This is a genomic window from Chitinophagaceae bacterium (assembly GCA_016713085.1).
In the GTDB taxonomy this organism is placed as follows: domain Bacteria; phylum Bacteroidota; class Bacteroidia; order Chitinophagales; family Chitinophagaceae; genus Lacibacter.
The window spans coordinates 1,749,367-1,768,434 of record JADJPV010000001.1; the positions used below are offsets into that span (position 1 = coordinate 1,749,367).

The following is a 19,068-nucleotide window of genomic DNA, read 5'->3' on the forward strand; positions in this document are numbered from 1 at the left end:
AGAGTATGAATACAATTAAAGGTCCTGCAATATTTCTTGCACAGTTTATGGGCGATCAACCGCCCTTCAACAATCTTGAAGATATCTGCAAATGGGCAGCATCCTTAGGTTTTAAAGCTATCCAGATCCCCACATGGGAAAGCAGGTTGATTGATTTAAAACTTGCTGCTGAAAGTAAAACCTATGCCGATGAACTGAAAGGAAAGATCAACAGTTATGGTTTGGAGATTTCCGAATTGAGTACGCATTTGCAAGGACAGTTAGTGGCAGTACACCCTGCTTATGATATTATGTTTGATGCATTTGCTCCTGACGAAATGAAAGGCAATCCTTCTGCAAGGCAGAAATGGGCTGTGCAGCAATTAATGTATGGAGCAAAAGCATCACAGAACTTAGGATTGAATGCACATGCAACATTCAGCGGCTCATTGTTATGGCATACATTTCATCCATGGCCGCAACGGCCTGATGGTTTGGTGGATGAAGGGTTTAAGAATTAGCAAAAAGATGGTTACCCATCTTGAATCAATTTGATGAATGCGGTGTAGATGTTTGTTATGAAATTCATCCTGGTGAAGATTTGTTTGATGGTATTACCTATGAAATGTTTTTAGAGAAAGTGAATAATCACAAACGTGCCTGTTTATTATATGATCCATCGCACTTTGTATTGCAGCAGTTAGATTATCTGCAGTACATCGATTTTTATCATGAGCGTATCAAAGCATTTCATGTAAAAGATTCAGAGTTTAATCCTACAGGCAAACAGGGAACATTTGGCGGTTATCAAAGCTGGATCAACCGTGCCGGCCGATACCGTTCACCGGGCGATGGACAGGTTGATTTTAAAACCATTTTCAGTAAACTTACACAGTATGGGTATAAAGGCTGGGCAGTAATGGAATGGGAATGCTGTTTAAAGCATCCTGAAGATGGGGCAAGAGAAGGAGCAGAGTTTATTAAAAACCATATCATCCGTGTTACAGAAAAAGCTTTTGATGATTTTGCCGGAGGCGAAAGTAATTCTGTAACAAACAGAAAGATTCTGGGACTTGATTAACTACCTTGCAGAAAAATTATTACACTTTAAAATAAAACAGATGAAACAGATTTTATTGACATCAGCCATTGCACTTACACTGATTGCATGTGGTGGAGCAGGTACAGAAAACAAAGAAGCAGTTAAAGAACAACCAAAGGAAGCAGCACCGGCAGCAGCAGCTGATCCGACAGCAAACCCTGATTATGAAAATGGATTGGTACTGGTTGCTCAAAGCGACTGCCTTACCTGTCATAAAGTAGATGAAAAACTGATTGGCCCTACTTACCGTGATGTTGCCAATAAGTATGAAAATACAGAAGCCAATGTAAAGATGCTGGCTGAAAAAATAATCAAGGGAGGTACCGGTGTTTGGGGACAGGTAGCAATGACTCCGCATCCTGCAGTAACACCGGCAGATGCCGAAACGATGGTTAAATATGTTCTCTCACTTAAAAACAAATAAGCATGCTCCGTTCACTTTTAATAGTTGCATCTGTCAGTGGACTTTTTTTTTCCTGTAATAATGCAGCGGGTGAAAAAAAAGCGGAACAAACTGATTCAACAGCAGCTGTAACAAATGTTTCTGCTTTATCTGAAGAAGAAACAAAAGATGGATGGGTTTCTTTGCTCGATGGACAGTCTTTAAAAGGCTGGCATAAGTATGGTGGAAAGCCTGCCGGCAGTGCATGGAAAGTTGAAGATGGTGTATTGCATCTTGACGCATCGAATAAAGAAAACTGGCAGATCAGGGAAGGCGGCGATATTGTAACAGATGAAGAGTATGAAAATTTTCATTTGAAACTGGAATGGAAAATTGACACCTGCGGTAACAGCGGTGTAATTTTTTATGTGCATGAAGACACAGTAAAATATCAATGGCCATGGATGACCGGTCCAGAAGTGCAGGTGCTTGATAACAAATGCCATCCGGATGCAAAGATTATCAAACACCGTGCAGGTGACTTGTACGATATGATTACTTCAACACCGAAACTGTAAGGCCTGCATTGGAATGGAACCTGATAGAAATTAAAAGTTTGAATGGAACACTGGAATTATATCTCAACGGAACAAAGGTTGTAACCACTACCATGTGGGATGAAGGCTGGAAAAAAATGATTGCGGGCAGTAAGTTTAAATCAATGAAAGATTTCGGAACTTATAAGAAAGGAAGAATTGGATTGCAGGATCACGGCAATAATGTGTGGTTCAGGAATATTAAGATTAAGAAGTTGTAATCATTACATAATAAAAGAGGGCTGGACCCGCCCTCTATAAGGGGGAGGGTAAAAGACGCTGTCTTGTTTTGGCCCTGGCCGCCAAGAAATGTTGTTTAGTTTCTTCTGCATCCCTCCTTTTCCTGGTGTTTTTACCCATCCTGCATCACAACACGTTAATAAACTCAGTGAGTTGATTTCCCTTCAGCATTCCCTGAGAGAGTAAAGCAAGATCAGCGAGGTTGTGCACCATTTCTTTTCCTGTTTCTTTATTCGCTAAAATTTTTCTGTACAACGGATGATTGCCGTTTACAGTTAATTCAACTTCATCAGGCATGGATGCATAGAAGCTGCCCATTGGTCCGCCCATTTGTCCCATTTCTTTCATGCGGCGCATCATTTCCGGTCTTGTTGCAATTACCGGTGGTGAATCCAGACTCAAACCTTTCACTTCAACATTGAGATGCAGATCAGCAGCCTGAATGTTGAATAGTTCTTTCAGTTGTGTTACTTCATCTTCAGTCAATACACTTTTAATTTCATCCTGTTTGTCAATAAGATTATCTGTAATATCTGCATCAACACGTTTGAACTGTACATTCTCCCATTTCATTTCCATATGGCTGATGAAAGCTGCATCAACCATCGTATCAAACAGCATTACTTTGTATCCTTTTGCTTCAGCTGCTTTAATGAATGTATTCTGCTGTTCAGGTTGAGTTGAATAAAGCAGTACTAACTTACCTTCTTTTTTTTTTTGTAACACCTCAGCAACAGCCTTGTATTCATCAAGCGTATAAAAATGTGAGGAGCTTTCCTGTCCTCCCCCCACTGGGGGAGTTAGAGGGGGCTTCTTTTTCATAATATGAAACTTCCCGGCTTTTTCTAAAAACTTATCATCAGTCATCATGCCGTATTTCACAAACAGTCCGAGGCTTTCCCATTTTTCTTCAAAACCTTTGCGGTCGTTCTTAAAGATCTCTTCTAATTTATCAGCCACCTTTTTGGTGATATGTGCATTGATCTTTCTTACGTTTGGATCACCCTGCAGATAACTGCGGCTTACGTTTAACGGAATATCCGGGCTGTCAATAACACCATGCAGCAGCATTAAAAATTCAGGAACAATATCTTTCACCTCATCTGTTACAAATACCTGGTTGCAGTAAAGCTGAATTTTATCTTTCTGAATTTCATAACTCTGTTTGATTCTTGGGAAGTATAAAATCCCGGTAAGATTAAACGGATAATCCACATTTAAATGGATCCAGAAAATTGGCGGTTCACTGAAGGGATATAATTCTTTATAAAAATTCTGGTAATCTTCTGCAGTCAGTTCAGATGGTTTCCTGATCCACAGCGGATGCGTATTGTTTATCTGTTCTTCTTCAAAGAAAATAGGAACAGGTAAAAATTTGCAGAAACGTTTCAGGATTCCTTTTAAACGTTCATCGTCTAAAAATTCTTTGCTTTCCTCATCCACATAAAGAATAATATCAGTACCACGTTCGGTTCTCTGTGTGGTTTCCTCTAATTGATATTCGGGGCTGCCGTCGCATTCCCATCTTACGGCTGATCCTTCTTTAAAACTTTTGGTGAAGATTTCCACCTTCTTACTCACCATGAACGAAGAATAAAAACCCAGACCACACTTACCAATGATAGCATTTTCGTTTTGGCCCTTGTATTTCTCTACAAATTCTTCTGCTCCTGAAAAAGCAACCTGGTTAATGTATTTCTCCACTTCCTCAGCCGTCATGCCAACACCGTTGTCGGAGATGGTAATGGTGCCTGCTTCTTTGTTCAGCTTAACTGTTACTTTCAGTTCGCCCAGCTCACCTTTTGCTTCACCGATGGAAGAAAGGGTTTTGATTTTCTGCGTGGCATCCACTGCATTGCTCACCAGTTCACGGAGAAAAATTTCATGATCGCTGTAAAGAAATTTCTTAATGATGGGGAAAATGTTTTCCGTTTGTACACGTATACTTCCTGTTTGCATAAAATCTGTTTAGGCCGCAAGGAACAAAAAAAGTACCAGTACACAAGATTGTGACAGATTGACAACCGAATTCATAGTTTTTATACCCAATCTATGAAAGGATAGCTTAGAGGAAAAGGAATAATTAAAACAATCTGATTTCCTTGCCAAACATTGCTTCATTAACCAGCTGCTGACAAGCTTTTTTAAAAGTAGAAGAATCAGTGTAACAAGCAACACTTCGAACAATATTAAATTTTCCATTGGCATTAGCTTCCAGATTAAATCCTGCAGCATCATTAGGAACACTTTTACACCAATTATCGTATGGTAGCTTCCAATAGCCTGATTCATTTATCTGGGTAACCAATTTTATATAAGTTTTTGTAGAAATGAGATACCTTTTAGTGCTATAGGCAAAGGATCTTTACCGAAAATTGTGGATTTTTCCAATAGTTTTCGATAATATGCAGGGTCTGTCAATTGAGGATGTACCTTTTTGATTGAGTCGAGATATTTTCTTTTCCAGATATTAGTAGTTGTATCATGAAAAGGGAAGTATCGTTCTAATAGAACAAAATGTTGTTTTTCAATCCGATTAAGTTTTGAAGTATCGGGATAAGGATCCGGATTACCCTTTAATCCTTCTTTGACTATTATTTCATTTGGCTTGAGAGTAATAATAATAGGTCTCATACTGCTTAATGAGCCATCAAAATATGTTAAACGAAAAACAGTTGTTTTTTCTGGTTTTAAGCTGATGTTTGGTTCATCAAAGGATTTGTAAAAGTGATACCCCCAATATGCAATTTTTATTGAATCCTTAGAAGACATGGAATCTTTCAGAGGATACCAGCAAAAATCCGAATCGTCGTCAGTTTGTGTTTTGATATAGCTATAGCCACCTTCAGGAAAATGTATAGCAGCAGGCTTGTTAGAATTACAAGCTGCAATTATCATTATACATCCAAATAGTACCAAATGTCTCATAATGTTAGGTATATAAATGTACAATGTGCTGAGCATTAATTTTTATTACTTGTCATATTGGTGAATAGAATTGTTGGCGGACAAGTGAGTGACACAACAACCGATGCCATTTGCACTTCAGTTTGCCACCTGAAATTGATTCTTCTTTCAAACCCTCTCCCTGCCTGATTTTACGTACATTTGCGGCTTCAAATTTTCGGACATTATGATCAGTGCAAGAAATATAACCCTCTCTTATGGTAAGCGTGTTTTGTTTGATGAAGTGAATATCAACTTCACCAAGGGGAACTGTTACGGTGTAATTGGTGCCAATGGTGCCGGTAAGAGTACCTTTTTTAAAAATCCTGAGCGGCGAAATTGAGCCGAACAAGGGAACAGTGGAAATAACCCCCGGCGAACGCATGGCGGTGTTGAAGCAGAACCACTTTGAATTTGATGACCAGACTGTATTGAATACTGTGCTCATGGGCCACAAAAAAATGTGGGAAGTGATGCAGGAAAAGGATGCCATTTACATGAAACCCGATTTCAGTGAAGAAGATGGAATGCGTGCAGGTCATTTGGAAGCTGAATATGGTGAAATGGGTGGATATACTTCTGAAAGTGATGCAGCCAGTTTTTTGAGCGGACTGGGTATAAAAGATGAGTATCTCCAGAGTTTGATGAAAGAGATCCCCAGTAACCTGAAAGTTCGTGTGTTGCTGGCGCAGGCTTTGTTTGGTAATCCTGATATTTTGTTGCTGGATGAACCGACCAACGGATTGGATATTGAAACAATCGGTTGGCTGGAAAATTTCTTAGCCGACTACGAAAATGTTGTACTGGTAGTAAGCCATGACCGTCACTTTTTAGATTCAGTTTGTACGCATGTGGCCGATGTTGACCGGGCAAAAATTAAAACCTTTACCGGTAACTATAGCTTTTGGTATGAAAGCAGTCAGCTGATGACAAAGCAGATGGGCGATAAGAATAAGAAGACAGAAGAAAAGCGCCAGGCTTTGATGGACTTCATTGCACGGTTCTCTGCCAACGCATCCAAGAGTAAGCAGGCAACATCGAGAAAGAAAGCATTGGAGAAATTGACCCTTGATGAAATTGAACCATCGAACAGAAAATATCCCGGCATTATTTTTCAGCCATTGCGTGAAGTTGGTAACCAGATCCTGCATGTAGAAAAATTAAAGAAAACGGTTGATGGCCGTGTACTGTTTGATAAAGTAAACTTCACCGTAAATAAAAACGATAAGATCGCTTTTGTAAGTAAGGATCCACTGGCTGTTACACATTTCTTCAATATTATTAATGCAGAAGAAATTGCCGATCATGGAAGTTATGAGTGGGGAACAACTATTACCAAAGCGTTTTTACCGGTTGAGAACAATGAGTTCTTTAAAGATGGAAAAACATTGATGGATTGGCTGAGGGAGTTTGTTCCAAGCCATGTTACTGATGCAGATGAACCTTTCCTTCGTGGATTTTTAGGGAAAATGCTGTTCAGTGGTGATGATATCATGAAAAAAACCAATGTGCTGAGCGGGGGAGAGAAAGTACGTTGTATGATCAGCCGAATGATGATTCAGAATCCGAATGTGATTATTCTTGATCAGCCAACCAATCACCTCGATTTGGAAAGTATCCAGGCTTTCAACGAACAGTGTATTGATTATAAAGGTGTGGTATTGCTCACCTCGCATGATCATACGTTCATGCATACAACGGCCAACCGTATTATAGAATTAACTCCGAACGGTATCATTGACCGCCTCATCAGCTTCGATGAATACCTCGAAGATGACCGGGTACATCAGCTGCAGCAGGAGATGTATGGCGGTAAAGTAATGGCATAAGAAAACGTTATCAAATCATAAAATCCCGAAACAATCGGGACTTTTCTGTTTGGGTATGCTTACAATCCCCTATCTTTGCCCCGTTATTTTGAGTTATACAGTGTTATGTAAGTGAATCGTCCTATCTGCTACGCACAATCTGCTAATAGTTAGTCAATTTTTACGCCTCGTATTTGCTCAGATTTTTTTCAAATTGTTTAATATTTACAAACATGAACATTTATGTTTCAAACTTAAGCTTCAACGTTAATGACGATGACTTAAGAGGATTTTTCGAAAGCTATGGTGAAGTATCCAGCGCTAAAGTAATTAACGACAAATTCACCGGTAAAAGCCGTGGTTTTGGATTTGTTGAAATGAGTGACGATGCTGCTGCTAAAACAGCCATCGGCGAATTAGATGGTGGTATGGTTGAAGGCCGTGCTATCAAAGTAACAGAAGCTAAGCCACGTGAAGAACGCACAGGTGGTGGTGGTGGTGACCGTCGTCCTTCTTTCGGCGGAAACAAAAGCTTCAGCAACAACCGTTACTAATCTGGTTAAGCACAAGTTTAGAGTCATCTCGAAAGAGATGGCTTTTTTTATGTCCTTTTTTCAGCAGGGTGAAACGAAATATCTTTACAAAAAAACACAATGAGCAACCTGGTACAGGAATTTAATGACTACCGCACAAAAATGAATGAAGTAATCCTGAGTAAGGACAACCTCGTCATCAAACGCCTCTGGAATTTAGATACAAACACGTATGCAGAAGGAGCCTTAGACACAAAAACCAAGGAAATGCTTGGTTTAGTGGCAAGCATGGTGCTTCGCTGCGATGACTGCATAAAGTATCATCTTGGTAAAAGTCATGAACTGGGCATTACCACCGAACAGATGTACGAGATTTTTGCAGTGGCCAATATTGTAGGCGGAACCATCGTTATACCTCATACAAGAAGAGCCGCTGAATACTGGGAAGAATTGACCGGTACAAATCAATAACAACTTAAAATTGCCCGTTTGCAGTTGATTTTCTGCTTAAATTTGTTCTAATATATTCTTATGTCTGAAATAACAACATTGCCTGCCCTTACCGCAAAGGATTTTGTAACCGACCAGGAAGTTCGCTGGTGCCCCGGTTGCGGTGATTATTCCATCCTGGCACAGGTTCAAAAGATCATGCCTACCCTTGGAATTCCCAAAGAAAACATTGTGATTGTGAGTGGAATTGGCTGCAGCAGCCGTTTCCCGTATTACATGAATACGTATGGTATGCATTCAATCCATGGCCGTGCAACAGCAGTTGCCAGTGGTTTGAAAGCCGCACGCCCCGACCTGAGTGTATGGATTGTTACCGGTGACGGCGACAGCTTAAGCATCGGTGGTAATCATACCATTCATTTGCTGCGCAGAAATTTTGATGTGAATGTGCTGCTGTTCAATAACCAGATTTATGGTTTAACCAAAGGACAGTATTCACCTACATCAGAAGAACATAAAGTAACAAAGAGTACACCGTTTGGCAGTATTGATCATCCGTTTAATCCATTGGCATTAGCCATGGGTGCGGATGCAACATTTATTGCACGCAGCATGGACCGTGATCCCAAGCATTTACAGGAAGCATTGCTTCGCAGCCAAAAGCATAAGGGCGCCTCCTTCCTGGAAATCTATCAGAACTGTAACATCTTTAACGACGGTGCTTTTGAAATTTTTACGGAGAAGGGAAGCAAGCCTGAAGAAACATTGTTCCTTGTACAGGGCGAACCATTGGTATTTGGTGCAGCAAAAAACAAAGGCATTAAGTTAGATGGGTTTAAACCTGTTGTTGTGAATTTAGAAGAAGGCCACAGCAAAGATGATCTATGGATCCATGATGATCATGATTTTTACAAAGCACAAATATTAGTACGCATGTTTGATGATCCACGCAAAGACATGCATCTGCCAAGACCTTTCGGTGTATTTTATGAAACCGACAGAGCCTGCTACGAAGATTCAATGAAACTCCACATTGATGAAGTAATTGCCACAAAAGGCAAGGGCAACCTTGATAAGCTGCTGAAAGGAAATGAAGTGTGGGAGATTAAATAATACGCAGAAAACTTACTGATACAGGGAGGCGTTGGCCTCCTTTTTTATTCCCGCTGTGGGGTATTGACATTGGTTTTAAAAAGAAATAACTTTCTGAAACAAAACCTTATCTGTATGGGAGAATTCTTCAAACAACTCATCACTAGCAGCAATACGCCCTGGATTGTTGGGATCATTACCGCTGCTATTACCGGCATCTTTTCACTGAGAAAAGTACGCTACGAAAAAAGAGAGGAAAACAATAAACTCCGGGAAGATAAAAAAATGGAGAGTGAAAAACTCCGTTATGAAAAGCGCCTGGAAAAATTTAAAGAAACCAATGAAAGCCTGTTTAAAGATAAAAAACAGGAAGTGCTGGCAGCCATTGCAACGCTCAGCATTTTTAAACGTGATCCTGAGTTTGAAAAAAATACCATTGATGTGCTGTTGAGCAGACTGTACACGGAACTTGACTATGACATCATTAATTCCATTCTTACAACCTTAATACAGGAAAGTGACCGGGAAGAATTACTGTATATCGCAGATGGACTGCAGGACATAAACCGTAATTTCTTTGTAAAAGAATCGCCCATGAATCAGCGTATCAGTGATATTAATACTGCTATCAAAAGTATCAACAGAAGCAGGAAGTTATTTGAAGATGATTTGGTTGCGTATGAGCTGCAGGAGAAAGAAAAGAAAGTGGAGTATGAATTATTCCTGTCCAACAAAGACAATGTGATTAAAAAGTATAATGAAGATTTCAGTGAATTGTTTGCTTACCAGAAATACCGGCATATCTGGCATAAACAGGTTAGTGCTGATGCTTATGCCACTTTTATGCGGAAGGCATATCTCGCCAATAAGAAAGCAGAATTGCACCTGAAACTTTTTCAAAACGATTTCAATTATGTGTACATGGCCGAAGTAAAGACTACAAGTACATCCATTGAAAGAAGTGCATTTGGTAACAGCACTTTTGTAAAAGTGGTGCTTGATCAGATTCATTCTTACCGGAATTCATTTGTAGGTTCACAGCTGTTTCAAACCTCGTTTAAAAATGGGGCAATGAAAAATACTGTCTTCTCCAATGTAAAATTTGAAGATGTGATTTTTGAAAACATTGAATTTGAAAACTGTAGTTTTTATACGGCTGATTTTAAAACCACATCCTTTATCAATTGTACCGGGCTGAAGCAGGAACAGTTCACCAACTCTCTCCGGTTTGATGAGTTAAGCAAATTTCCTGAAGGGATTACGATTGAACATAATGATGATTACCTCAAACGGATAGAACAGGTTCCTGCAACAGAACCTTCCAATGGAACAACCGTTTAAAACAAATCAGACACCTGACTGTTAACTGTTTCAAATGTAACAGTTGCATTTCCGTTCTATTTCCTAACTTGGCTTTCTTAAAAGATTGCCATATGATTCGGAGTAAAATTGCCGGTATTGGAATGTATGTTCCTTCGCATGTTGTTACCAATAATGATCTTACTAAACTGATGGATACAACAGACGAATGGATCCAGGAAAGAACAGGTATCCAGGAAAGAAGGTATGCTCACCGTACAGAAGAAACCACCACTACCATGGGTGTTGAAGCGGCAAAGATTGCCATTGAACGTGCAGGTATTACTGAACAGGATATTGATTTTATTGTATTTGCTACGCTTAGTCCGGATTATTATTTCCCCGGCTGCGGTGTGCTGTTACAAAGAGCCATGAAGATGAAACAGGTTGGGGCGCTGGATGTACGGAATCAATGCAGTGGCTTTGTATATGCACTTTCAGTAGCCGATCAGTTTATTAAAAGCGGTATGTATAAAAATATACTGGTGGTTGGAGCAGAGAAACATTCCTTTGGTTTGGATTTTACAACAAGAGGAAGAAATATCAGCGTCATTTTTGGAGATGGGGCAGGTGCTGTTGTATTACAGCCCACAGAGGATTCAAACCGTGGGATACTCAGTACACATTTACACAGCGATGGAGCAGATGCTGAAATACTGGCCATGTATAATCCCGGCACACATGCCAACCACTGGAAAGAAAATTTAGCAAGCTTTAATGAAGCAGATATGGCTGATATGTTTTTGAGTCATGCAATGATTGATAATGCTGAGCTCTTTCCAAACATGGATGGTCCGACTGTTTTTAAAACTGCAGTGGTGAAATTTCCGGAAGTGATCATTGAATCCCTTACTGCGAATAATTATCAGCCATCAGACCTTACCTTGCTGATTCCGCATCAGGCCAACTTACGCATTGCACAGTTTGTGCAGCATAAATTAAAATTAAGAGATGATCAGTTGTATAACAATATTCAAAAGTATGGCAATACAACAGCTGCATCAGTTCCAATTGCTTTATGCGAAGCATGGGAACAGGGAAAAATCAAAGAAGGTGATCTCGTTTGTCTCGCAGCATTCGGCAGCGGGTTTACATGGGCCAGTGCATTGCTGAAATGGTAATACAGTTTGGTTTGAACTATGCAATCAGGAAACATTATTCATACGGCCCATTTATTTCCATTGCTCGATGAAAAACTCATCAGCTTACTTCGTTCCTTAACAATTGAAGAATGGAATCAACCCACCATAGCAAAGCTGTGGACGGTAAAAGATATTGCTTCACATTTGTTAGATGGAAATATCCGCACACTATCACTGGCAAGAGATCAGCACCGGGTAGAACTAGACAGAATAATCAACAGTTACCGGGATCTTGTTGATTATCTTAATCAACTCAATGCAGATTGGGTAAAAGCAACCAAACGGATGAGTCCGCAGCTGTTAACTAATCTTCTTGAAATAACAGGCAAACAATGTTCAGCTTATTGGCAGCAGGCAGATCTTTTTACAGATGCCTTTTTTTCTGTTGCATGGGCTGGCGAGCAAACATCAAAGAACTGGTTTCATATTGCAAGGGAATACACGGAAAAATTTATTCATCAGCAACAGATCAGGGAAGCAGTGGGTAAGCAGGAGTTGTTCACCAAAGAATTATTCTATCCATTTATTGATACATTCATGCAGGCACTGCCTTATACATTCAGAAATACAGCTGCCGAAACAGGTACAACTGTTCAGGTTACAGTTAGCAGTGATATTGGCGGTGACTGGTTTGTAAATAAGCAGGAAGCGGAATGGGTATTGGTAAATGAAACAGAAAATGAAATTGCAGCACAGGTAATCATTGACCCACAAACAGCATGGAAATTATTTTCAAAAGGAATTACACCAGCAGAAGCAAGAAAAAAAGTAACAATTCATAAGAATGAAACGTTAGGAGAAGTGGCTTTAACAATGCTGTCGGTAATGGCCTGATGAAATTATTACGAATGAGCTTCTGCAGAATAGTAAAAAAATCTATCTTCAAATAACAGTTGACCATTCATTAAACACAGAACATATGAAATCATTTGCACTTTTTATTGCTCTTCTTATCTGCGGCTCAGTTTCTGCTCAGTTAAATATCGATTCATTACGTCAGCAGTATAAAACAAAAACAATGCGGATCGGAAATGGGATAACAATTGATGGATACCGTGTAGGAAAAATGGAAGTACAGAACCTGATGGTGATTTCTCCGGAAGCAGCCAATTACTATAAATTGTATTTGAAGAATAATAAAACAGGCACTATTCTTCCGTTTATTGGTTTGGCTGCATCAATCAGCGGAATTATCGTTCAGAAAAATAACCGCACAGCAGGCGTAATTATGGTTTTATCAGGAAGTACTATCAGTGCTGTTGGATCTATATTCAGGACAATTGCCAACCGTCACCTGCAAAATGCTGTATGGACCTATAACCGTGATGTATTATACCCGGTAAAATAATCTTTGCATTTATTCCGATAATCACAATTAGTTTTGCGACGCATGAAGCGTCGCTTTTTATTTTTACTAAACCCACGTGCCGGTGTTCAGAAAGGGCTACCGCTATCACAACTCATTCAGCAGAAATGTGAAGCAGCCGCTGTTTCGTTTACAATTGAACATACACGTGCTGATGCAGATTATTCCATACTGAAAGAAAAAATCATCGCAGAACAAATTACTGATGTGATAATTGCCGGTGGTGATGGAACCATCAGTGCTGTTACAGCAAGCCTTCGGGAACTCCCGGTAAATTTGGGCATTATTCCAAGAGGTTCAGGAAACGGATTAGCATTGGCAGCAGGCATTTCAAAAGACCCGGTGAAGGCTTTAGATATTATTCTCAATGGAACAGCACAGCCTGTAGATGGGTTTATGATCAATGATCATTTTTCATGTATGCTGAGCGGGATAGGATTTGATGCGCAGGTGGCACATGATTTTGACAGGCAATCAAAACGTGGCTTCTGGAAATATACAAAACTGACATTAAAGAACTTGGCTTCTATCAAGCCATATTCATTTAAGATAAAAGCAAAGAATATTGATCTTTCGCTAAAAGCTTATTTCATCAGCATTGCCAACAGCAACCAGTTTGGCAATCATTTCACTATTGCACCTAAGGCAAGTTTACAGGATGGTCTGCTTGATATCGTTGCTGTTGAAAAAAGGAACCTGTTCTCAGTTCTCCTGCATATAGCATGGCATATCCGCTTCGGAACCTTTACGCTTGATTTTAAAAAGAGAGGCGGTATTACTTACTTTCAAACTTCTGAGTTGATTATTCAAAACCCGGAGCTGGCACCTTTTCACATAGATGGTGATGGGAAAAAAACGGCAACTCAATTTAAAGTGAAGGTTATTCCGGCTGCTTATTCCTTACTGATGCCCTGAGTCTGTTGCGTTGATTGCTGAAGAGCAATGATCTGTTTGAAGATGGATTGATTCCCTTCGGTAAATACTGCATATGCAATATCTTTTTTCTCCCTTGCTGTTAAATGAAAACTTAAAGCAGCTCCTTTCTTATTTTCCTTTGGCTGATAGATAAATGTAAAGCGGTGAAGCGGTATAGAGTACTTCGAATAACTCACCATACTTTCCTGCATATAATCCTGTACTTTATAAAAATTGTATTGCAGTGTTGTTACCGGTTTATACAGAATATCTCCAATACTTGGTTCTGTCAAATCTTCATTCCATTCACCTTTTTTACGGTCTCTGATCTGAATAAAAATTACACCTGAAGTGTTTGCTTTGATCCAGTCATTAAACACATGCAGAAAGCGCAATGTAATTTCCTGACCGTAATTATCACGCAATCCTGCATCCATCACATCAACAATGGGTTTTGTTGGTAACCATACATTGGGCAGTACATATGGAAAAGTTGCATTCATACGTAATGCTGAAAGTATACGGATATTATATGGATCAAGATCTTTAAAGAAGGCTGAATAATCAATGGCATCCGGCTCTGCATTGATGCCTCTTACACTATCATGCTGTGGCCGCATTAAAAAACTGATGGGCTGACTGCAGATCATCAGCTTTCTTCCATCCTGCGAAACGGTCGAACCAAACAAACCAATCGGAACTCTTGCAGCAAACTCATCTTCTTTATAATCAATCAAACGGTCATTTAAAATACTACCTGTATTGTAATTGAGCTGCTGTTCAAAAGAATAACCCCTGTCTTTTACATAACGATAGGGCCCAACAGAAAATTTTTGTGCAGGTGTTATCAGGTCTCTTGTTACATAAGCTGAGAAAATAGGATTGAGCAGATCCTTCGCAATATTGGCTGAAATAGTCGCCGTGCTGAAATCAACAGTTGCACCTTTTTGTTTCTGACGGTACAGTTCACGGTAATAGGTTGCGCCTAACATTCCTCCCGACGCACCGGAGAAAAGAAATGTCTTCTGCATTAGTTTCCCCTTCAGTAAACTGTCTAACTCACTCATTACATTTACTGTAAATGTTGCAGAGCGGTTGCCGCCACCACTCACATTTAAAATATAAATGAATGGTTTTTCTTCCTGCTGATTACGCTTCCAGTTTTCTAAAACCTGTATCATGTGTAGACTGTCTTTCGACATTTGTTCAGGAGTACAGATCTTCAGCATGGAGGTAAGTGAATATTCCGGGCGGCTTTTCCTGTCTTCATAATTCAAACCAAAAGCTTTGTTGCGGATATCAATATATTCATAACGAAAAGAAAATTAAACAGGAAGATCAGTATCAGTGCAACCGGCACACTCCATGTATCAAGCCAGTAAGCCAATGCACCTGATGCCGCAATCAGGATAGCAAAAAATACAAAGATGCTTGCTGCAGCAGGTAATTGCAAAGAGGGGCGATCTAAAAATAATCCATAGATAATCAGGAACAGGAATGCTAAAAGGATGGCCATAACAGCAGCGAAATGATGCCGCTTAAAAATCATATCGAGGAAAATCTTGCTGTAATGTGAAACATTTCTTGTTTGTCTGAAACTGGTGAAACCGGTTAAAAAATATTTAACAGTGATAACAGGATCATGCTCATGTGCAATGGGGATGGGTTTAAATTTTTCCCTGAACTGCTGCGGATTGCTGAGCATTGGCTGCATGTTACGGAGAATAGCCTTCTCTGAGCCATAAAAATACAGAATTGAAAAAAGAATAAACAACACAAGCCCAGACAGAAATCCAAGCACGATAAAAACAATTTCACCTGTACTCATCAGTTCTTTAAACTTATCAAAGCGAATAATCTGAATAAAATAGTTGATGAGAAACAACAGGGGAATACCCGCATTGTTGATGCAATATTTTAGAAAGGGTTTGGAGGTTGTGGCCAGAAACGTAAAGTAATTGCTGAATAATATAAACGTGGTGATGTTCCAGCTCATCATAAAACCACCAAATGCAACACCAACAAAAAAGGAACTGAAAAAATTAACTTCACCGAGATATTCTGGAGAAAGAAATAAGGAGTCGGCACCAAAATGATTCATAAAACCGCCGCTGGTTGCACTTGCTAATAAAAACCAGAACAGCAGCATCAACTGATATTTTCTGAAATGCAGAAAGATCAGTTGTACGGGAAACGAGTACCATATGCCAAGCAGGTATTTCTTCATCAGGGATAAGTTACAGAAAAGAACGGATTTTCTTACTTAACGCTGCACGACAGAAGATGATTGTGTGGATTATTTTCTCCTGATAAGATAAAGTACCCATGTAAAGCTCAGCAGCAGGCACATACCCACCAGCTGATGCAATTGTGCCACCCATTCAAATAGTCCCCATTTGTTGGGAATAATTTTGGCAGATGCCAGAACAGAAACAATGCCAAGTATAACCTGCAGCAAAACCAATGCAAGAGGAATAAACCGTGTAACCTGGAACAGATCTGAGCCTTTTACTTTCAATGTGCGGAAGTACCAGATCACAATTAGTATACTCAGCAGGTAAGCTAAGCCACGGTGAAAGAAATGAATCTTGATTTTGTTTTCAATAAAATTAATGAGCCAGGGCGAGTCTTTAAATAATGCAGCAGGGATCCATTCATTGTTAATCATGGGCCATGTGGCTGCTGCGGTTGCCGCTTTATGTCCGGCCATTAAGGCACCAAACAATAATTGCACCACCAGCAATACAAGTAATACCATGGTAAAGTTGAAGGCACCTGCATGTTTAGTGATCTGTTCTTTTTTCACTTTTAACTGCAGCAAAAACCAGAACGTATAAGAAAGCAACGCCATTGCCAGTATGAAATGCAACGCCAGTCTTGTTGGTTTTACATACACAGCATCACCCACCAATCCGCTTGCAACCATAATCCAGCCAACAGCTCCCTGTAAAGCGCCGAGTAAGAACAAAACGATCAGTGGTTTTACCATTTCCTGTTTGAACGATTTACGTACAAGAAAATAAATAAAGCCAACAGCAAATACCATTCCCATCATTCTTGCCCATAAACGGTGAAACCATTCCCAGAAAAAAATGAATTTAAAATCACTCAGGTTAAAATCAGTATTGAGCAGTTTAAACTGCGGAGTGGCTTTGTATTTATCAAATTCCTGCAACCAGGCTGTTTCATTTAGAGGAGGTAAACTGCCGGTAACAACATCCCACTCTGTAATGGATAAACCGGAGCCGGTTAAACGTGTAATACCGCCCAGCAGAATTTGAATGATGAGCATAAAAACACCAAAGAGTAACCAGTTGCTGACGGCTTTGCGGGAAGAGGAGGTTTGCATCATAACGCATGCAAAGGTAGGAGAGGAATGATTTCAGATTCCTCTCCTTTTGTAATTAATCAGGCAGTGGCCAAACTGAGCAGTTTGCTGGTTTCGGCCTCACATGCTTTCCATAATTTATAACCTCCTGAAAGGTTCGATACTCTCTTGAATCCGTTTTGTTTCAAGATACGCTGGGATAAGTAACCTCTTAAACCTGCTTCGCAGTACAGACGTATGTTTTTATCTTTTGGAAATTCATCAAGCCTGTTCCTGATTTCATCAAGAGGAATATTAATGGCCGAACCAATGCTTCCCTTTTCATATTCAGGCTTTGTACGGACATCAATCACTATATCATCCTGATCAAAGTTTTCAAACTCATTCCAGTAAAATATTTTCAAACGGTTCAGCAGCAGGTTTTCTGCCACAAAACCAGCCATGTTTACGGGATCTTTTGCTGATGAATAAGGAGGAGCATAAGCATGTTCAAATTCAATGAGCTCGTAAATTGTTTTACCCTGCTTAATAAATGATGACATAATATCAAGGCGCTTATCAACCCCATCATATCCTGCAATCTGTGCACTGAGCAAACGGCCATCTTTTGGTGTAAATGCAATTTGAATAGTCATTTGTTTTGCTCCGGGATAATACGCTGCATGTGATCCGCTGTGAATCGTTGAAACAATATGATCAATATTTGCAGTCTGTAAATGTTTCGATGCAGTGCCCGCTGTACCAACAGTCATATCAAATACTTTTACAATTGCTGTATTAATAGAGCCTTTATAAGACTGTACATTTCCTTCCACAATATTGTTTGCACAGATGCGCCCCTGTTTATTGGCCGGCCCTGCGAGGTAAGTGATCATTGATTGATGAGTAATGGGGTTTTCAAATTCAATAGCATCACCAACTGCATAAATATCAGGATCGGAAGTTTGTAAAAATTCATTTACCCAGATTCCTCTTGCTGTGCCGATTTTTAAACCTGCCTGTACAGCAAGTCTTGTATCAGGACGTACACCAATGGAAAGAATCACCATATCAGCAGTTAATACTTCACCATTGTTTAAGGAAACTTCTATCTGCTCACCAATCTTTGCAAAACCAGTAACGGCTGTCTTTAAACGTAGATCAACTCCTTTGCTGCGGATATGCTGCTGAACGATGGCTGCAATCGGATAATCAACAGGAGCCATTACCTGGTTGATCATTTCAATAACGGTTACTTCCAAACCAAGATCACGGAAATTCTCAGCCATTTCCAAACCAATAAACCCTGCACCGATCACCACTGCTTTCTTTACCTGTTTCTTTTGAACATGTGCTTTGATGAAGTCTGTATCTTTTACATTTCTTAAAGTAAAAATGCCATCACTGTTAATGCCCGGTAACGGTGGGCGAACAGGTTCTGCGCCGGGTGAGAGAACTAATTTATCATAAGTCTCTGTATAAACTTTTCCTGTTGATTGTTCAACAGCAGTAATTGTTTTGTTTGCAGGATCAATCGCTGTTACTTCAGTAGTTACACGAACATCAATATTGAATCGCTGATTAAATGCTGCAGCTGTTTGCACAAACAATTTATTTCTGTCTTTAATTACATCGCCGATATAATAAGGCAATCCGCAGTTAGCATAGGAAATATATTCTCCTTTTTCAAAAATGATAATCTCTGCATGCTCATCGAGTCTTCTTAACCTTGCTGCTGTGCTGGCTCCACCGGCAACGGCACCTACTATTACGTATTTCATGATATTAGTTATTTCTTAATTCTATTTTTTATCTGCAGCAAAAGTAGAGTGAGAAAAAATTGAAATGTGT

Annotated in this window: 16 protein-coding genes and 3 pseudogenes; 12 read left to right on the plus strand and 7 right to left on the minus strand. The window is 39.7% G+C overall.

Features of this window, described 5'->3' with window-relative positions:
- Positions 1-5: 5 nt before the first annotated feature.
- The 3 genes and pseudogenes from IPK31_08495 (at position 6) to IPK31_08505 (ending at position 2,280) form a co-directional block, all read left to right on the plus strand.
- Positions 6-1,060: pseudogene (locus IPK31_08495) on the plus strand (sugar phosphate isomerase/epimerase).
- Between the two features lie 40 nt (positions 1,061-1,100).
- Positions 1,101-1,505, plus strand: a complete 405-nt coding sequence (locus IPK31_08500; GenBank protein MBK8087968.1) for a c-type cytochrome — start codon at positions 1,101-1,103, stop codon at positions 1,503-1,505.
- A gap of 2 nt (positions 1,506-1,507) precedes the next feature.
- Positions 1,508-2,280, plus strand: a pseudogene (locus IPK31_08505) (DUF1080 domain-containing protein).
- A 145-nt stretch (positions 2,281-2,425) separates the two neighbouring features.
- On the opposite strand, the gene htpG reads toward IPK31_08505, so the two are convergent.
- The 3 genes from htpG to IPK31_08520 form a co-directional block, all read right to left on the minus strand.
- On the minus strand, positions 2,426-4,258 hold the full coding sequence (gene htpG, locus IPK31_08510) for a molecular chaperone HtpG (protein MBK8087969.1): 1,833 nt from the start codon (positions 4,256-4,258) through the stop codon (positions 2,426-2,428).
- A gap of 124 nt (positions 4,259-4,382) precedes the next feature.
- Positions 4,383-4,607, minus strand: a complete 225-nt coding sequence (locus IPK31_08515) for a hypothetical protein (GenBank protein ID MBK8087970.1) — start codon at positions 4,605-4,607, stop codon at positions 4,383-4,385.
- Between the two features lie 2 nt (positions 4,608-4,609).
- Complete coding sequence (locus IPK31_08520) at positions 4,610-5,227, minus strand: hypothetical protein (protein MBK8087971.1); 618 nt, start codon at positions 5,225-5,227, stop codon at positions 4,610-4,612.
- A gap of 205 nt (positions 5,228-5,432) precedes the next feature.
- Here IPK31_08520 and IPK31_08525 point away from each other — a divergent pair.
- The 9 genes and pseudogenes from IPK31_08525 (at position 5,433) to IPK31_08565 (ending at position 13,910) form a co-directional block, all read left to right on the plus strand.
- A pseudogene (locus IPK31_08525) lies at positions 5,433-7,074 on the plus strand (ATP-binding cassette domain-containing protein).
- A gap of 212 nt (positions 7,075-7,286) precedes the next feature.
- Positions 7,287-7,607, plus strand: a complete 321-nt coding sequence (locus IPK31_08530) for an RNA-binding protein (protein MBK8087972.1) — start codon at positions 7,287-7,289, stop codon at positions 7,605-7,607.
- Positions 7,608-7,706: 99 nt separating this feature from the next.
- On the plus strand, positions 7,707-8,057 hold the full coding sequence (locus IPK31_08535) for a carboxymuconolactone decarboxylase family protein (protein MBK8087973.1): 351 nt from the start codon (positions 7,707-7,709) through the stop codon (positions 8,055-8,057).
- A gap of 60 nt (positions 8,058-8,117) precedes the next feature.
- On the plus strand, positions 8,118-9,149 hold the full coding sequence (locus IPK31_08540; GenBank protein MBK8087974.1) for a 2-oxoacid:ferredoxin oxidoreductase subunit beta: 1,032 nt from the start codon (positions 8,118-8,120) through the stop codon (positions 9,147-9,149).
- 114 nt (positions 9,150-9,263) lie between these two features.
- Complete coding sequence (locus tag IPK31_08545) at positions 9,264-10,469, plus strand: pentapeptide repeat-containing protein (protein MBK8087975.1); 1,206 nt, start codon at positions 9,264-9,266, stop codon at positions 10,467-10,469.
- 92 nt (positions 10,470-10,561) lie between these two features.
- Positions 10,562-11,608, plus strand: coding sequence for a ketoacyl-ACP synthase III (locus IPK31_08550; protein MBK8087976.1), 1,047 nt, complete (start codon positions 10,562-10,564; stop codon positions 11,606-11,608).
- Positions 11,609-11,641: 33 nt separating this feature from the next.
- Positions 11,642-12,463, plus strand: a complete 822-nt coding sequence (locus IPK31_08555; GenBank protein ID MBK8087977.1) for a maleylpyruvate isomerase N-terminal domain-containing protein — start codon at positions 11,642-11,644, stop codon at positions 12,461-12,463.
- Positions 12,464-12,548: 85 nt separating this feature from the next.
- Entirely contained in the window at positions 12,549-12,977 is a 429-nt protein-coding gene (locus tag IPK31_08560; protein MBK8087978.1) for a hypothetical protein, read from the plus strand.
- Between the two features lie 42 nt (positions 12,978-13,019).
- Positions 13,020-13,910 (plus strand): YegS/Rv2252/BmrU family lipid kinase, encoded by an 891-nt coding sequence (locus tag IPK31_08565; protein MBK8087979.1) that lies wholly within the window; start codon positions 13,020-13,022, stop codon positions 13,908-13,910.
- Here the strand turns inward: IPK31_08565 and IPK31_08570 are convergent.
- The 4 genes from IPK31_08570 to IPK31_08585 form a co-directional block, all read right to left on the minus strand.
- Positions 13,889-15,139: a hypothetical protein gene (locus tag IPK31_08570; GenBank protein ID MBK8087980.1), complete on the minus strand. Its 1,251-nt coding sequence runs from the start codon at positions 15,137-15,139 to the stop codon at positions 13,889-13,891. The genes IPK31_08565 and IPK31_08570 overlap by 22 nt on opposite strands.
- Before the next feature lie 44 nt (positions 15,140-15,183).
- Positions 15,184-16,137, minus strand: a complete 954-nt coding sequence (locus IPK31_08575) for a hypothetical protein (GenBank protein ID MBK8087981.1) — start codon at positions 16,135-16,137, stop codon at positions 15,184-15,186.
- A 69-nt stretch (positions 16,138-16,206) separates the two neighbouring features.
- A complete protein-coding gene (locus tag IPK31_08580) occupies positions 16,207-17,259 on the minus strand; it encodes a COX15/CtaA family protein (protein MBK8087982.1) in 1,053 nt (350 codons plus the stop codon).
- Positions 17,260-17,318: 59 nt separating this feature from the next.
- Positions 17,319-18,998 (minus strand): FAD-dependent oxidoreductase, encoded by a 1,680-nt coding sequence (locus tag IPK31_08585; GenBank protein ID MBK8087983.1) that lies wholly within the window; start codon positions 18,996-18,998, stop codon positions 17,319-17,321.
- Between the last annotated feature and the right edge of the window lie 70 nt (positions 18,999-19,068).

Bases quoted from the DNA above. Each gene is read 5' to 3' on its own strand.
- IPK31_08500 (MBK8087968.1), top strand. From the start codon at position 1,101: ATGAAACAGATTTTATTGACATCAGCCATTGCACTTACACTGATTGCA.
- htpG (MBK8087969.1), bottom strand. From the start codon at position 4,258: ATGCAAACAGGAAGTATACGTGTACAAACGGAAAACATTTTCCCCATC.
- IPK31_08520 (MBK8087971.1), bottom strand. From the start codon at position 5,227: ATGAGACATTTGGTACTATTTGGATGTATAATGATAATTGCAGCTTGT.
- IPK31_08530 (MBK8087972.1), top strand. From the start codon at position 7,287: ATGAACATTTATGTTTCAAACTTAAGCTTCAACGTTAATGACGATGAC.
- IPK31_08535 (MBK8087973.1), top strand. From the start codon at position 7,707: ATGAGCAACCTGGTACAGGAATTTAATGACTACCGCACAAAAATGAAT.
- IPK31_08540 (MBK8087974.1), top strand. From the start codon at position 8,118: ATGTCTGAAATAACAACATTGCCTGCCCTTACCGCAAAGGATTTTGTA.
- IPK31_08545 (MBK8087975.1), top strand. From the start codon at position 9,264: ATGGGAGAATTCTTCAAACAACTCATCACTAGCAGCAATACGCCCTGG.
- IPK31_08550 (MBK8087976.1), top strand. From the start codon at position 10,562: ATGATTCGGAGTAAAATTGCCGGTATTGGAATGTATGTTCCTTCGCAT.
- IPK31_08560 (MBK8087978.1), top strand. From the start codon at position 12,549: ATGAAATCATTTGCACTTTTTATTGCTCTTCTTATCTGCGGCTCAGTT.
- IPK31_08565 (MBK8087979.1), top strand. From the start codon at position 13,020: ATGAAGCGTCGCTTTTTATTTTTACTAAACCCACGTGCCGGTGTTCAG.
- IPK31_08570 (MBK8087980.1), bottom strand. From the start codon at position 15,139: ATGCTGAAGATCTGTACTCCTGAACAAATGTCGAAAGACAGTCTACAC.
- IPK31_08575 (MBK8087981.1), bottom strand. From the start codon at position 16,137: ATGAAGAAATACCTGCTTGGCATATGGTACTCGTTTCCCGTACAACTG.
- IPK31_08580 (MBK8087982.1), bottom strand. From the start codon at position 17,259: ATGCAAACCTCCTCTTCCCGCAAAGCCGTCAGCAACTGGTTACTCTTT.
- IPK31_08585 (MBK8087983.1), bottom strand. From the start codon at position 18,998: ATGAAATACGTAATAGTAGGTGCCGTTGCCGGTGGAGCCAGCACAGCA.